The following is a 17,164-nucleotide window of genomic DNA, read 5'->3' as shown; positions in this document are numbered from 1 at the left end:
GGTGTTTAATCGTATATCCTTGGACGAGTTACAACGTAGTGGAATATAGGTAATGAAAAAGAGATTGTAATTTGGTTTCAACCAAACTACAATCTCTTTTTTGTTTCAATTACTTCCACCAAATCCAAGTCCAAAGGTAGTTTCGTATATTTCGAGGAGTAATGCGAATGAAGCGTTCACCGTCAAAGAAGCAATTTAAATTTGGAAGTGTTTCATCTGGATTTTCTGGAACAAAGGTGACGATGTTTTCGTTACTTGTAACGGTTACTGTAATTGGTGGGTCGGTAGGCGAGACTTGAAGTTGTAACGAAATATTGGCCGTATTTTTAAACTCATTATTAACAGGTGGACTTATTACTTGTACTGTGAATAACACGATAATTGTTTCGTTTGGTTCCAAATTAGTAGCAACTAGGAAACCGATATTCGGATTCGCTAGTGGAGAGCGTTCACCGTTAATAAAGACAGTGCCATTTATAAATTGTAAACCTGCTGGAATAGTATCTTGTAACGAAATATTTGAGAGTGAAATTTTGGAAGTATTTGTAATGCGTACCGTGTAATCAAAATATTGATTTAAATAAGCTGAGCTGACGGAAGCATTTTTCGTGACTGTTGCAGTTATAAATTGAACTGGTATACGAACGATATTTGAATTAACAATGAAAGTAATAATTGGATCCTGTGGTGTCAACTGAAAAGCAGCGGTAACTGTTGCAGAATTTATAATTGTACTGTTTGAAGGAATAGAAGTTGCGAGAACTTGAAATGTTATAGTTGCTACTGTACCTGCAGATAAAGAACCAATATTAATACCAGTGTCTGGACGAACATTTGGAACGGGAGTGCCGTTAATGGTTACGCTGTTTTCTATAAATGTTGTACCAGCTGGAATTGTGTCTATAACAGAAGTACTGATTGTCGGAATTGGGGAGTGATTAAATACCGCCAATGTGAATGTAATGATATCTCCTATAACGACAATAGATTTGTCAGCTGTTTTTTCAATGCGAACCATCGGATCAATAACTGTCGTTGTAACGGTATTTGTTTGTTTTGTAATTGTAATAGGTGGTTTTGTTGGATCAATGATAACGGTATAGGAAACAGAAGCATCATTATTAATTGTAGATTGAAGAGTAGAAGAAGATATTGTCACTTGGAACGTAATAATAACAAATTCATTAGGAGCAAGATTTCCTAACGTAATACCATTTTCAGGATTCTCATTAGGCTGATTGATTCCGTTAATCGTAACACTACCAGCAACAAAAGTCGTATCTATTGGTACGGCGTCTATGGCAAGAAGGTCTTCAATCGTTACATTACCGCTATTCGTAATCGTAATTGTATACGTTAAAGTTTGACCAGGTAAGGCGTTTGTTACATCAGCAGACTTAAAAGCAATGACATTATCATTTTGGACAGTAGTTTTGACAGTATTTGTTGTAGTCGTATTTGTAACAGGTACGTTATTTGGGTTGACTATATAGTTAAAAGTAGTAATTGCGTTGTTGTTTAGTTCATTTGGTGTTGGAATAGAAGTCACAGTTACTTGGAATGAAACGATAGCATCTCCACTAATAGTTATAGTACCAATTGGTATGCCGCTTACTGGATTCACTCCTGGAAGAGTTTCTCCGTTTACAATGACGCTATTTTCTATAAACGTAGTACCTTGAGGAATAATATCTTGAATGATTACATCATTTACTGCAACATTACCGGTTTGATTTAGTGTAATCGTATACGTTAACGTATCACCAACCGTTGCAAATGCAAGGTCAACAGCTTTATTACTATTCAAATTTGCGTGATTAATTTCTGTTGCGGCAGCTGATGAAATAATAGTTTCGGTAATAGGTGGTCGATCTGGTACCGTGTATTCATATTCAATTGTACTCGTGTTAGAGATTGGATTTGTTTGTGGAATCGAAGTAACCCGTACTTGGAATAGAATGGTTGCTGTCGTATTAGGTGGAATAGTATCAATTTGTATACCGTTAAGAGGGTTGTCATTTGGCCGAGCGTTGCCGTTCACAATAACACTATTCTCTATAAAGCTCGTATTTGCTGGGATAATATCTGTAACAATAATGTTTTCGACTTGTATATTTCCGTTATTTATGATGGAAATTGTATAAGGGATGATAGTTTGTAAGTCAGCATATTGGATAGGTGTTGTTTTTGTCGCAATTACATTAGCGGAAATAACTTCAGTGAAGGTAATATTGCTAGTCGATATTTGTTCTTCCGTGTTTATTGTATAACGAGAAGTTGATTGATTTTGAACATGACCGCTAGCAGGAAGAGCTACGACGGTAACAGAAAATGTGACTGGGATAGAAGTGTTAGGAGCAATCGTTCCTACAAGTATACCTACACTTGGATTGGCGTTAAGCTGAGGAATGTTATTTACTAAAACGCTACCGTCAATAAAGGTTGTTCCATCAGGTATATTGTCTGTAAATACAACAGCAGTGGCATCCGTATTCCCTGTATTCGTTAAAGTTGTTGTATAAGTTAAAATGTCACCAATCGTTACAGAGGTTAAATCAACGGTTTTAAGTGAAACGATATCAGCATCATTAATTTGAACGAAAGTAGTATTGGAAGTAGTAGATTTTTGAATTGGTGCAAAGTCAGGATTGAAAATAAAGTCGTAGACGATGTTTGCAGTATTAGGTGTTGGATTTACAGTAGGTAAATTCGTAACGGAAACTTGGAATGTTATTGTAGTCATTTGACCTGCTGCGACATTAGGAATGGAAAAGCCGATATTCGGATCTGCTGCAGGAAGTACAGTATTATTAACTATTACACTTCCTGGAATAAATACTGTTCCATCCGCTATAGTATCTGTAAAAAAGATGGAGTTAGTTGTAGCCGATCCATTATTTTGAATGAATACTGTATATTCAATGGTTTCATCAATAGTAGCTAATACAGTATTAGCAGATTTTGTAGTAATAAGAATAGCATCAATAAATTGTATGTTTGTAGCATTGGAAGAGGTCGTTTCTGAAATTGGTGGTGTGCTTGGGTCTGGTCGATACTCATAGTGAATGACGGCGATATTATTAATGTTATTTTGTGGCGGTATAGAGACTACGCTTACTTGGAACGTAACAATAATCGTATTATTTGGAAGAATTATATCAAGGTTGATACCGGTAATTGGATTTTCGTTAGGTCTTGGTACGCCATCTACAAGAATGCTATTTGGAACGAATGTGGTGCCAGAAGCAATTGCGTCAAGTAGGAGAGTGTTTGTAATAGGTATTGTACCGGCGTTTGTAACTGCGACTGTATATGTGATGATTTGACCGATACGTGTAATGGATCTGTTAGCGGATTTAATTGCACTAACATTTGCCGTTCGCACTTCAGTATTTACTGCATTTGATAACGATCTACGCTGAATAATTGGAGAACTAGGATCAATTTGGTATTCGTACGAAGTGTCTGAAATATTAATGACTGTATTGCCCTCTGGTATATTTGTAAGTTGTACTTGGAATGAAATAGTGACTGTTTCATTTGGTTGTATCGTGCCGAGAGTTACTCCGTTTTCAGGATTCACGCCAGGCTGAATTACATTATTTATTGCTAAGCTATCTTCAATGAATATAGTACCTTCTGGAATGGTATCAATGAACACGATATTGTTAGCCGGAACGGTTCCTATATTTTGAAGTGTATTTGTGTAGGTAATCATTTGCCCGATTGATACGAAGTTTACATCCGCACTTTTAACAGAAATAATATTTGCATTTTGAAGTGATGTTGTAACAATGTTAGAATTTGCAGAGCGATTTACTGGTGGGGCTGTAGGAATACTTACATATTGGTAAGTTGCTGAAGATTGATTTACAATTTCAGTTTCATTCGGTGGATTATTTGTTTGCACTTGAAATAGTATCGTTTTGGAACTGTTTGCTGGAATTGTTCCAATCGGTATTCCGTTTTCAGGATTTACACCTAGCTGAAGGACACCGTTAATTGTGACACTATCGGGAACGAATGTAGTCCCAGCTGGAATAGAATCTGTGAAATTAATATTTATTGCGTCAACATTACCGACATTTTTCACTTCAGAAATATAAAGGATAGTTCCACCGATATCTACAGTTGTTGGATTGGATGTTTTTGTAATTGCCAATTGTGCTTGCACGAAATTTGTAATGACGATATTACTAGTAGATGTTTCAGTAATAGGCGGTTGCCCTGGGTTTGGTTGGATTGTATATGTTGTATTGGATTGATTTGTAATCGATTCTTGGGAGAATGAATCGTTAATAAGAATTTGGAACGAAATAAGGTGAGTAGCGTTTGCTGCTAAAGTAGGTAAAGTAACACCTACATTTGGATTGGCATCAAGTATAGTTGTTCCGTTAAGTGTAAAACTATTTTCTACGAATGTAGTATCTTGAGGGATCGTATCTGAAAATATGAGATTCGTAGCTGGAATATTTCCTGTATTTTCTAGTGTTATTGTGTAAGTCAAAATATCACCTGTTGTTGCTTGTTGTGCATTGACTGCTTTTAAAGAAAGGATAGTCGCATCCGAAATTTGTGTGAAAGCAGGATTAGACTTAATTGTTCGAGAGATGATAGGAGCAGTTGGATCGGCGATAAAAGTATAGTCAATACGGGCTGTATTAGAAATTGGGTTTACGCTTGGAATAGATTGAACGATAACCTGGAATGTTACAGTGACGTTTTCTGACGGTGCGATGGAGTTTAATGGTATTCCTGCGTTAGGATCGGCACCTGAAACGGAAACGCTATTAATAGTTACGCTATTCGAAATAAATGCAGTTCCTTCTGGGACCAAATCTGTTAAAGTAACTGTATTTGCAGTAGTATTCCCGTTGTTTTGAACGACTACGGTGTAAGTGATTGTACCGTCAGTAGATTGTACGGGAGAATCTGTACTTTTAATTACGGATAACGATGCATCAATAACAGCTGTATTAACCGTATTAGACGAGGATGTTGCTGTAACAGGAGGTTGACTTGGATCGACAATATACGTGTAACTTGTAAGTGCTTGATTTATAATTGCTCCTTGCGGTGGAATAGGACTTGCAAGAAATTGGAACGTAATAGTAGCGGAATCACCTGGTGCGATAATACCAACTGGAATACCGAGAGTTGGACTTGCATCTGGAAGTGAAATCCCGTTGAGCGTAACACTATTTGGAACAAATAATGCTCCTTCAGGAACTCCGTTAATGAGTAATACAGAGTTTGCAGGGAAGTTTCCAGTATTCGTTAATGTTGCTGTATACGTAATTATATCCCCGATAGATACAATTGAGCGATTTGCTTGTAAAACAGTTGTAACAGTCGCGTTATTAATTTGTGTTGAAGCGCTATTAGAATTTATCGTGCCTGTAACAGGAGGAGAGGCCGGATCAACGATGAATGTGTATTGAATAGATGCTACGTTTGTAATCGGATTTGAAGGTGGAGTTGATGTAACTATGACTTGGAAAGTAACGGTTAAGGAACTACCTGCGCTAATTGTTCCGATATTCACTCCGTTATTTGGATTTGCACCTGGAATGGTACTTCCATTTACAGCAAAACTATTTTCAACAAAGGTTGTTCCTGCTGGAACTGGGTCTGAGAAATTTACATTCGTAGCGTTTGTATTGCCGCTATTTTGAATCAAAACTGTATAAGTGATCGTATCTCCAATATTTGCAAAGGCTGTATTAGCAGTTTTTACAGCTGAAAGTATTGCTGTATTAATAGAAGTAACGAAGACATTCGTTTCCACATTGCCAGGCTGAGCCAGTAATGCATTGCCTACGTTATATTGGAAGTTAACAAATCCTAAGTTTTGGAGTTCAGGTGTGAACGTTGTTGGATTACTTACGATTTGTACTTGAAATATGATTGTAACAGTTTGATTTGGATTGATTATATTTATGCCAACACCGTTAATAATCGAAGCGGATGGTAATGGAGTGCCATCAACAATAACTGATCCTGCAACAAATTGTGTCCACGATGGTAAAGGGTCTGAGAATATAGCGTTGTTAGCAGGAATATTGCCTGTGTTCGTAATAGTCGTTGTATACGTAATCGTATCACCAATCGTCGCAAAAGTTTTATCTCCTATTTTAATAGTATTTAAAATAGCACTTTCAATTTTTGTTGTAACGTTGTTAGAAATAATATTTTTTGAAACTGGGGGATTAGCTGGATTAACGATATGTTGAAAGCTAACGCTAGCTTGATTAGTAATTGGATTTATAGGCGGAATTTCATTGGCGATAATGTGAAATGCTACGATGACAGATTCGTTTGGCGCGATATCACCGATTGGAACGCCTGTAATGATATCTGCATTTGGGATGCTAGTTCCGTTCAGTGTAAAGCTATTCGGTTCAAAGGAAGTTCCGTCTGGAATAAGGTCGGTAAAAATAACATTTGTTGCACTCACATCTCCGCTATTTGTAATTGTAACGTTGTAGGTAATATCCTGCCCGATATCTACCGTAGATACATTTGAATTTTTTTGTGCAGTAAGGATAGCGCTATTAATTTGTGTTGTCGTTGTATTAGATTGATTAGAAGTTGTAATAGGTGGCTGGCTAGGATCAACGACATAATGATATGTGGTAGAAGCAGAGTTAGAAATGGGATTAAGTGTTGGAAGTGTAATAACAGTTGCTTGGAATGTAACGATTGCCGTATTACCACCATTAATGGAACCAATATTTACACCAGTTGATAAATCGGCGTTTGGAATGGTTTGCCCATTAGCTGTGAAACTATTTGGAACGAAACTTAAATTGCTATCAAGAATATCGATAATAGTTACATCAGTTGCGGTCACATTCCCGGTATTAGGAAGGTTAAGTGTAAATGTTATTGTATTACCAACATCCGCAAAAGTAAGATTGGCTGTTTTGGTGCTAATAATAGTTGCGTTGTTTATTTGAAGGAGTGTAGTGTTGGAAGTAGCTGCACTTGAAACGGGAGGATTAACAGGATCAACAGTAAATTCATACGTCGTTGATGCTGTATTTGGTGCTGGGTTACTAGGGGGAATGCTGTTCACTGTAACTTGAAAGACGATACTATATATTTCGTTTGGTGGAAGTGTTGCAAGTAATACACCTGTATTTGGATCCGCGTTAGGTTGTAAAACGCCATCGACAGTTAATGTGTTAGGAACAAATGTGAGTCCACTTGGTAATGTATCTGTGAATACAATATTAGTTGCATCGGTATTGCCTACATTGGTAATAGAAGTAGTATAAAAAGCAGTTTGCCCGATATCTGCAAAGGATACACTTTCATTTTTCGTCATAGACAATATTGCTTCGTTAATTTGGGTTGAAACAGGATTACTAATTGAAGTTTCTGCATCAGGTGGTGAGACTAATTGATACGATGTTGATGAGAAATTTACAATTGGGTTTTGGTTTGGTAATGATGTTACAGTAACTTGGAACGAAACTGTTACTGTAGTCCCGGCTGTTATTGTCCCAATATTCACACCGTTCGATGGATCCGCCCCACTTTGAGGAACTCCGTTAATAGAAAATGTGTTTGCAATAAATGTAGTGACGCTTGGCACTGTATCTGTAAATATAACATTTTGTGCAGATGAGTTTCCATTGTTTGTTAAAATGACAGTATAAGTGAGTGTGTCTCCAATACGACTAAAGGATTTATCGACTTGTTTTAATGAAAGAATGTTAGCTGTATTAATCGTAGTAAACACTGTGTTTGAAGTAACGTTTCTTGAAACAATCGGTGCATTTGGATCAGCGATAAATGTGTAAGAAGCAGTAGCGGAATTGGCTACAGGATTTTGGTTTGGTGTAGAAGTAGCAGTAACTTGAAATGCGATAGATATTGATTTGTTAGGAGCAATTGATCCGACTGTTATACCTGTATTAGGATCGAGTCCGATGTGTGTACTGCCATTGATTGTGACACTATTCGGAATGAACGTTGTGCCGTCTGGAATAAGATCAGTGAAAGTAATATTCGTTGCATTTGTATTGCCATTATTCGTTAAAATGGTTGTATAGGTAATGGTATCACCTAGTGTAACAATTGTTTGATCGACCGATTTTGCCATCGTTATCATAGCATCTAGTACCGGATTTGTAACGATATTCGTTGAAGTAGAAGTTGTAATAGGAGTTCCGTTTGGATCGACAGAATAAGAATATAAAATTGTGTCATTACCCATAATTGAACTTGAAGGGGGAACAGAAAGAACATTTGCTTGGAAAGTAACGGTTACTGTTTCACCAGGAGCGATATTTGGTATAGTTACTCCAAGTGCTGGTTGCGCACCAGATTGCTGAACCCCATTTATTTTGACTGAGTTTGGTATAAAGGTAGTGTTAGCTGGAATTGCGCTCGTGAACGTTATATTCGTTGCAGTCGTATTTCCTGTATTTGTAATAGTTGTTGTATACGTAATCGTATCTCCAACAGAAATGATAGATTTATCAACGCTTTTTTTGGTCGTTAATATTGCACTATTAATTGTTGTCGAAACAGCATTAGATACGTTCGTTTGTGTTACGGCAGGTTGGCTAGGATCAACTACATGTGCAAATTGTACAGAACTAAAATTAGAAATTGGATTTATACTTGGAATGTTTGTAACAAGTACGTTGAGAGTAATCACGGCCGTTCCATTTGGGTTTATATTTCCAATCTGAATCCCGTTAGATGGATTTCCGATTTGCTGTGTACCAGAATCGTTTGTAAGAGTGCCAGATATGAATGTCGTCCCATCAGGTAAAGTATCCGTGAAAATTATATTTTGTGAAGTGACATTTCCAGGGTTACTTAATGTAATTGTATAAGAAATTGTATCACCAATCGTTGCGAAAATTTTATCTACAGATTTGATTGCCACAATTTCTCCAGAATTTATTTGTGTCGAAACAGAATTAGATGTCGTATTTCGTGAAACAAGTGGTAAATTAGGTCCTGTCATAAATTTATAATCAATAGAAGCGCCGTTTACAACCGGTGAGTTTGGTCCGCCTGGTCCAATTGTGAAAATTGGATTTGGAATGCTAACTACTTGCACACGGAAGGTAACATTTATAAAATCTCCGGCAATAATATCTCCAATTGGTATCCCGTTCGCTGGATTTACTCCAGGTAATAAAACTCCGCCTACTCGAACGCTATCTTCTATAAATACTGCGTCATTTGGAATCGGATCTGTAAAAATGATATTCGTAGCAGTTGTGTTTCCTACATTTTCTAATAAAACTGTATACGTTAAAAATGAATTTCCAGGTGCTATGTCAGAAAATAGCCGATCCACACTTTTCGTTGCTTGAATAATTGCTTCGTTAATTTGAACTAAAGTTGGATTACTTGTAGCTGTTTCTGTCACCGGCGGCTGGGTAGGATCAATAATGATCGAGTATGTCGTGCTAGACTGGTTCAAAGTTGGATTTGTAACTGGTATTGAGCCAACGATAGCTTGAAAGCTAATTGTTGTCGTTCCTCCAACTGGAATTGAGTCTAAAGAAATCCCGCTATCTGGTCTAAATCCAAGTTGTGGGATGGTATTAATTTGTACGCTATCAGGAACGAATGAAAGTTCAGGTGGTAATATATCGATAAAAACAGGTGTGTTTGCGGCAGTATTTCCGCTATTGGTGAGGGTAGTTGTATACGTAATTGTATCTCCAACAGCAGCAAAAGCACTGCTTGCAGTTTTTGTTGCGATAACAGAAGCAGTATTTACTTGTGTAAAGGTTTTATTAGATTGAACTGTTCGTGAAACTGGCGGTTCATTTATATCTACAATAAAGCTATATTGAAGCGATGATTTATTCGGGATTGGATTAGGGTTTGGAAGTGTTGTAATGTTTACTTGAAAACTGAGTGTAGCAGATGCATTTGAATTCAAGTTACCAATATTGATACCGTTTTGTGGATTTGCATTCGGAACGGTTACACCATTTATCTTAAAGCTATTTGGGATAAAGGTAGTACCGTTTGGAATTGTATCAGTAAAAATAATGTTGTTCGCAGTAGTATTTCCGTTGTTTGTAACAGCTGAAGTGAATGTAATTGTATCACCAATTGTAGCGAAAGTTGTACTAGCGCTTTTATTTATTACTAAAGTAGCGTCAATAATTGGTGTAACTGTTGTATTTGTTACAGTGCTACCAACAGCAGGAGATTGGTTTGGATTTACGGTATATTCATAATTTACAAGAGCATTATTTGTTAATGTGCCACTAGGTGGTATCGCTAAAATTTGTGCTTGAAAAGTAATGAATACAGTATCTCCTGGCGAAATATCTGCCAAGTGAACACCAAGTGATGGATCTAATCCTGGTTGTGGAACATTATTGATCGTTACGGAGTTTTGGATAAATGAAGCTCCTGCGCCAAGCCCATCTGTTAAAACAGTTGCACTAGCAGGGGTATTACCTGTATTTGTTACTGCAATCGTATAAGTAACGATATCTCCAATTGCAGCATTCGGTGTGTTCACTGATTTTGTAGCGATAATCGTAGCGTTATTAATTTGAGTTGTTATTACGTTACTTAACGTATTGGCGGATGCTGGAGGTAAGTTAGGGTCTATGACGTACTGGTACGTTGTATTGCTTTGGTTCGGGATTGGATTTGGGTTCGGTATAGAATTTACTTGTACTTGGAACGAGATGATCGTATTTGCATTCTGATTTATTGGATCGATTGCAATTCCGCTTGCTGGATTGACATTAGGCAGTGTATTCCCATTTACAGTAACACTATTAGGAATAAACGATGTTCCGTTTGGAATTACATCTGTAAATATTACATTTGATGCAAGTGTGTTCCCGTTATTCGTTAAAGTAGTCGTGTACGTAATAATATCATTTACGTTAGCAAACTGTTTATCTGCAGATTTAGTAGCGGCAATTGAGGCGTTATTAATAGTTGTCTGTACAGTGTTAGAAGCAACCATCTGCATCACAGCAGGTTTGGATGGATCATACGTATATTGGAATGTTGTGCCTGATTGATTTGTAATTGGGTTTACAGCAGGGATAGTTGGTACAAAAACTTGAAATGCAACGGTGCGTGATGAATTCGCTCCTATCGTACCAATTGAAATGCCGGTGGCAGGATTTGCGTTAGCTACAGGGACATTATTAATCGTTACAGTATTAGGAATGAAGAGGGTACCCGCTGGAATGATATCTGTAAACGTTACATTAGCAGCAGGGATATTCCCGTTATTTGTTAAAATAGTTGCATATAGTATGACATCACCGACATCAGCGAAGTTTGTACTCGTTAGTTTTGTAGCAACGATATTAGCAGTATTAATTTGTGTAGTTACTATATTGCTAGCAGCGTTTCTAACGAGAGCAGGTAAATTTGGATCAGCGATAAAGCTATATTGAAGTGAAGCGCTGTTTTGAATTGGGTTTGGTGAAGGTAGCCCATTTGCACTTATTTGAAAAACAATCGTTGCAAAACCACCTGAAGGAATGGAGCCGACTTGAAGACCGGTACTAGGGTCTGCACCTTGTTGTAAAGTACCACCTATAAAAATACTATTTGGTACGATAGTGGAGCCGTTAGGGATTATATCGGTAACAATAACATTATTTGCTGTAGTATTGCCAAGATTAGCTAAAGAAATTGTATATGTGATTGGTTGCCCGACATCGGCGATAGTTGAATCTACTTCTTTGACAATCACTACATTTGCTAAATTAATTTGTGTACTTACAGTGTTACTTACAGATGTTTCTATAGTTGGTGGATCGCCCGGATTTAGAATAAAGCTATACTGTGTACTAGATGAATTTAATGTTGGGTTTTGTGTTGGTAAAGAGGTGACGGTTACTTGATAAGAGACAGTAAGTGAGCCATTAGCAGCAATGGAAGGTAGTGGAACACCTATATTTGGATCTGCGTTATTTTGAAGTACACCATTAATAAGAAAAGTGTTTGGAATAAAGGTAGTACCGTCTGGATTCGTATCTACGAAAGTAGGGCTATCAGCAGAAACACTTCCTGCATTCGTCAAAGTAACAGTATAAGTTAATGTATCCCCTACGGTAGCGAACGCTCGATCCACTGTTTTGGTTGAAATGACATTTGCATCGTTTACTTGAGTAAATGTAGTAGTTGAAGTAGTGTTCTTACTTACAGGTGAAGCGTTTGGATCAACGATAAAGTTATAGGAGATGGAAGCGCTATTTGAAATAGGGTTTGGATTTGGAATGCTAGTTATTACTACTTGGAATGAAGCTGTAATTGTAGTATTAGCATTGATGCTACCAATATTGATGCTAGCTGGTGTAACGCCTGGCTGAGTAACACTGTTAACTATAACGCTGTTTGGGATAAAGGCGGTTCCATTCGCAATTGAATCAGATAGTAATATATTGTTCGCTGCAACATTTCCATCGTTAGTAAGAGCAAAGGTGTAAGTTAATACATCGCCAACTTCCGCAAACGTTTTATCTACAGATTTATTAACATGGAGATTTGCTAGTCTAATTGTTGATGTAACAGAATTAGAATTTGCTGTTTTTGAAGTCGGTGGCAAACTTGGATTTACAGTGTAAATATAAGAGGCGAAAGCGTTATTAATAATAGGGTTTTGGGCAGTAATGTTAATGACTGTTACTTGAAAGGATAAGGTAAAAGTAGCTCCACCAGGAATTGTGCCGATAGGTAAAGCAACGAGAGAATCTACATTCTGCAAAACTCCGTTTAGTGTTACAGTACCAAGAGTCAATATCGTACCGTTTGGAAGTGGATCTGTTAGTTGAACGTTATTAGCGGCTGCATTTCCACTGTTTGTAATAAGAATTGTATAACTTATCGTTTCGCCAATTGTGGCAAATTGTTTGTTAGTTGATTTTGTTAATGTTACATTCGCATTGTTAATTTGAGTGGAAACGAGATTAGAAGAAATGTTTTTTGTAACGGGAGATTGGCTAGGGTTGACTGTATATTGATAAGCAGCGCTTGATCCGTTAGATACGACATTTGACGCGGGTATTGTATTTACTACTACTTGAAATGTAACATTTTTTATTGTGCCGCTTGGGATGGATCCAATGTTCACGCCGGTAGCAGGGTTTGCGCCCACTTGTGTTGTGCCATCTATTGTTAAACTGTTTAGAACCAAAGTTGTTCCAGTAGGAATGATATCTGTAAAAATAACATTGTTCGCATTTGTATTACCTGTACCTGTAAAGGAAACGGTGTACGTTAGTGTATCACCAATATCTGCGAAATTTTTATCTACTGCTTTTGCCATTGTTACAGTGGCGTTATTCACTTGAGTAGATACGGTATTGGTCGTATCAGTCCCACTTACTGCAGGTTGATTTGGTACAGGAATGTATTGATATGTTGTTGTACCACTATTTAATATTGGATTTGTTTGGGGGATAGAAGGAACGAATACTTGAAATGAAATAGTAGTAGTAGAATTTGCGGCAATTGATCCAATTGATATACCATTAGCGGGATTTGCGCCAGCTTGAGTAACTCCGTTTACAGTTACACTCCCTGGAATGAAAGTAGTCCCGTTAGGAATCGGATCCGTATATATAACATTTGTTGCAGCGATATTTCCTATATTAGCTAAGGCTATACTGTAAGTTAATGTTTCACCAATATCGGTAAAAAGTTTGTTAACTGATTTTGTTCCATTAATATCTGCAAGGTTAATTTGTGTTCCAGCAGAGTTACTTGTTGCAAGACCATTAAAAGTTGTTCCTCCGGCGATTGGTGTATATTGAAATGTAATATTAGCAGTGTTAGAGATAGGATTTTGACTTGGAAGAGAAACGACAGTAGCTTGGAAAGTTACTATACGAGAAGCACCATTATTAATTGTTCCAAGAGATATACCAGCCGCAGGATTTGCATTTGTTTGTGGTACGTTATCTACTGTTACAGTGCCGGGTATAAAAGAAGTACCGTTAGGGAGACTATCTATAAAAATAGCGTTATTGGCAGGAAGAAGCCCGGTGTTAGGGATAGTAACTGTATAAGTGAGAATATCTCCAATTGCAGCAACACTTTTATTCACGCTTTTCGTCGCTTGTATATTTGGTGAGTTTATATTAATTTGTAAGCCTACTGTATTTAACATATATGCGTCTCCGTTAGTAGTTAAACGGATTGCGGCGGATACTTGTGAGTTTGTTAAATAAGGAGAAATATCAATAGAAGTAATGTCCCAGCCCTGTCTTCCTGCGGAGATGTTTGTACTTGTAGAAGCACTTTGATTTCGTGTTCCAAATGTCCCTGTTGTATCTAAGTTTCCTGCAGCATTATTAACTTGAGAACCGAAGAAATTATTTATAGCATTGTTTGGTCCAGATAAAGCATTTAATGAACTGAAATTTGGTCCAAATAAAGCTTGATCCCCGGTTAAATCTGCATCTCCTTCAGTAGAACTTAAAAATAATCTCCCGCTTACTGGTCCACCTGAAGGTGTTAAAAATCCAGAAACAGAGACATCAGCACTACCAGTTTCTGCAGAAACACGGTTACCAGCTACATAAATGGTTAAGTTTCTTGCTGGCAATGTCCCGTTTTGATAAGCGACGATAAGCGTCCATCCAGCCGAATTAATTGTTCCATTAGAAGCATCTATAGGATCTACAAGTCCAGGAACCGCTCCTGTAGTATAGGAACCAGAACCTCCCGCTTGAATAAGAGTTGTTACGTCTGCTGAACGAGTGTAAAAGCCAAATGTAATAGAGTTTGAAACGAATGTTTGATTTGAAGCTGTAACAGCTGAAGGAGTAATCGAGTATGTTGAAACAGGTGTTGTAAAAGAAACTGGGTTTCCTAATACACTCGTAATGTTTTGATCACGAGATAAATAGTTTCCACCCCAAACGAGTTCTGCGTAAAGAATAGTACTACCAGCAGGGATATTTAAAATAGCGGTAGAACTATTTTGTGTATAGTTTAACGTTGTACCAGCAGGAAAAGTAGTTACTTGTAAAGCAGTATTCGTAGTTACGAATGCACCAATTGCCCCGATTGTACCAGCACGGTTTTGATTACTAATTTTACTTAAGCCTAAAGTATTGCCTGTAATAGCGAGTGCGCCGTTAGTGGTGGTAGAAAATCGATTCGTAATGGGCATGTTGTCACCTCATTTACAATATAGTCTTGGTCAAAATAACATATGTGTGTGACAAATAAAGGGAAACATGTACAAGTTGATTTCGTAATAATGATTTAAATGTCTAGATAAGGGGATGGAGTATGATTGAATTGGAAATTAGCGTGGAACGTCTTAGGCAAGAAAAAATAGAGGACATTGTAGCATTATCTTCTTATATTGGTTGGGATTATAACAGAGAAGAAGTTGAAACAATTTTTAACTCAGGTATTGTATACGGTGTATGGAATGAGCGAAAGGAACTTATTGCTAGCGCAGCAATAATATTATATGGGGAGGCGTTAGCATCTATCGGAATGGTAATTGTACATCCAGATTATAAGGGAAGAGGAATTGGAAAGATGATAACAGATTCATGTATTAAGAGTGTACTAGCTCATACTCCCATTATGTTGATTGCTACGGATGAGGGAAAGCCTTTATACGAAAAGTTAGGATTCAGGGAAGTAAGCTATGTTTCTAAATACATATGTAACTCATACAATGCGAAAGATTATTGTGTAAGAAATGAAGATTATGTGATGAATTATGAAGAGGGTGATTTAGAAAAAATAATAAAAATAGATGAATATGCGTTTGGAACAAATAGAAAAGAGTTTTTAAAGAAAAGAATTATGCAAAGTGAACAGTGTATCGTTGTAAGGGACAAGGAACAAAATGTATTAGGTTACGGTTTAAGCATACAAACACCAGAAAATAAGATAATAGGGCCGGTTGTTGCTAAAAATGATGAGATGGCAATGAGAATTGTACATGATTTAACAAAAGGGCATAATGGTAAATTAAGAATTGATGTACTAGAAGGAAAGAAAGATTTCATGAAAGTATTAGAGATTGCTGGTTTTAAAAAGGTGAATACACCACCAATTATGATGAAAAATAGCGGTCAATTATTAAAAAGGAATAATGAGTTATATAGCATTGCAGCACAAATTTTTGGGTGAAAAAGAATCCTTCTGAATGAAGGATTCTTTTTCGCTAATCACGATATTGATCATGAGTCGGCTGAAAGAGGTCTTCCTCGATATCTCTCACCATAGAAAAATGATCAACGTTATAATGACCGTGTAAAGTTTTATTGTGATGACCAATAATTTGTTCTGCAGACAATACATTAGAATCAGTTGTTGAATGACCGTTTTTAATTAATGTAACGTCAAATCCTTGTACAGTTGCTGCTCTAACTGCAGTGTCAATGCAATGTTCTGTTTTACATCCGCCTATAACAATATGATTAATGTTTTCTTCTTTTAAAAGTTCAAGTAAAGAAGTGCCGTAGAATGAATTGGTTGCTGCTTTATTAATAAAGATTGCAGACTGAGGTATTTGAATTTGATTATGTACTTCAAATCCTTCGCCACTACCAGAAGCAACATCGATATCTCTTACGAAAACAATAAGGGCATTTGAATCTATTGCTTTCTGCAGGGCTATATTTAGTGTAGATAATAGCTCAGTTTTACGAAAAACTTCATTTTCTTGCTCATTTCCATCAATTAATTCTTGCTGAGCGTCGATAATTAATAGTGCTTGTTTCATCGTGTCTCCCCTTTAATATGAAATAAGTTCCACTGTACATATTCCTTCAGATTGTTAGAAAATCCTCCATTGTAAGCGAAGTAGAAGATTGATTTACAAAGTTGTCAAAGAAATTTCATTCTCATAGCGTGTAAAAACATGTATGATAGGAGATGGAGAATTTTTGAGTAGGTGGGAATAACATGCAAACAGTAGAAGATTATCTTTCATTCTTACATACGAAAGGATTTAAATTATCAGAGGAAGCACAAGGGTTTATTATGTTTGGACAAGGATATACTGGTGCATCTGATGGGATTGTGAACGCAGCAATAGAAGCCACAATTAAACATCAATTGCAGTTTGATGGTAGTTATTTCGTTGCGTTATTAGAACGATTGAAAGAGGAAGAAATTACAGATAAAAAAAGCGCTAAGGCTTTTATGCGGAAGTTACAAGCGTAAC

General features: G+C 36.9%; 4 protein-coding genes. 2 read left to right on the top strand and 2 right to left on the bottom strand.

Going from position 1 to position 17,164, the window contains the following annotated elements; translation table 11 throughout:
* Positions 1 to 109: 109 nt before the first annotated feature.
* Entirely contained in the window at positions 110 to 15,142 is a 15,033-nt protein-coding gene (locus tag GBN91_RS07655) for a DUF7507 domain-containing protein (RefSeq protein ID WP_152121368.1), read from the bottom strand.
* A 122-nt stretch (positions 15,143 to 15,264) separates the two neighbouring features.
* On the opposite strand from GBN91_RS07655, the gene GBN91_RS07650 reads away from it, so the two are divergent.
* Positions 15,265 to 16,125 carry a GNAT family N-acetyltransferase gene (locus GBN91_RS07650; RefSeq protein ID WP_086389321.1) on the top strand — a complete coding sequence of 287 codons (861 nt, stop codon included), beginning with the start codon at positions 15,265 to 15,267 and terminating at the stop codon, positions 16,123 to 16,125.
* A 34-nt stretch (positions 16,126 to 16,159) separates the two neighbouring features.
* Here the strand turns inward: GBN91_RS07650 and GBN91_RS07645 are convergent, their stop codons facing one another.
* Positions 16,160 to 16,720 (bottom strand): cysteine hydrolase family protein, encoded by a 561-nt coding sequence (locus GBN91_RS07645; protein WP_016122201.1) that lies wholly within the window; start codon positions 16,718 to 16,720, stop codon positions 16,160 to 16,162.
* A gap of 182 nt (positions 16,721 to 16,902) precedes the next feature.
* On the opposite strand from GBN91_RS07645, the gene GBN91_RS07640 reads away from it, so the two are divergent.
* Positions 16,903 to 17,163: a DUF6123 family protein gene (locus GBN91_RS07640; RefSeq protein ID WP_001195212.1), complete on the top strand. Its 261-nt coding sequence runs from the start codon at positions 16,903 to 16,905 to the stop codon at positions 17,161 to 17,163.
* Position 17,164 lies beyond the last annotated feature (1 nt).

The organism is Bacillus sp. B1-WWTP-T-0.5-Post-4 (assembly GCF_009183795.1).
Classification (GTDB): Bacteria; Bacillota; Bacilli; order Bacillales; family Bacillaceae_G; genus Bacillus_A; species Bacillus_A cereus.
Note: the sequence above shows the minus strand (reverse complement) of the source record. Positions and strands in the feature narration are given on the sequence as shown.

What these genes read in the sequence shown, in the direction of transcription:
- GBN91_RS07645 (WP_016122201.1), bottom strand. Translation starts at nt 16,720, where the DNA reads ATGAAACAAGCACTATTAATTATCGACGCTCAGCAAGAATTAATTGAT.
- GBN91_RS07655 (WP_152121368.1), bottom strand. Translation starts at nt 15,142, where the DNA reads ATGCCCATTACGAATCGATTTTCTACCACCACTAACGGCGCACTCGCT.
- GBN91_RS07650 (WP_086389321.1), top strand. Translation starts at nt 15,265, where the DNA reads ATGATTGAATTGGAAATTAGCGTGGAACGTCTTAGGCAAGAAAAAATA.
- GBN91_RS07640 (WP_001195212.1), top strand. Translation starts at nt 16,903, where the DNA reads ATGCAAACAGTAGAAGATTATCTTTCATTCTTACATACGAAAGGATTT.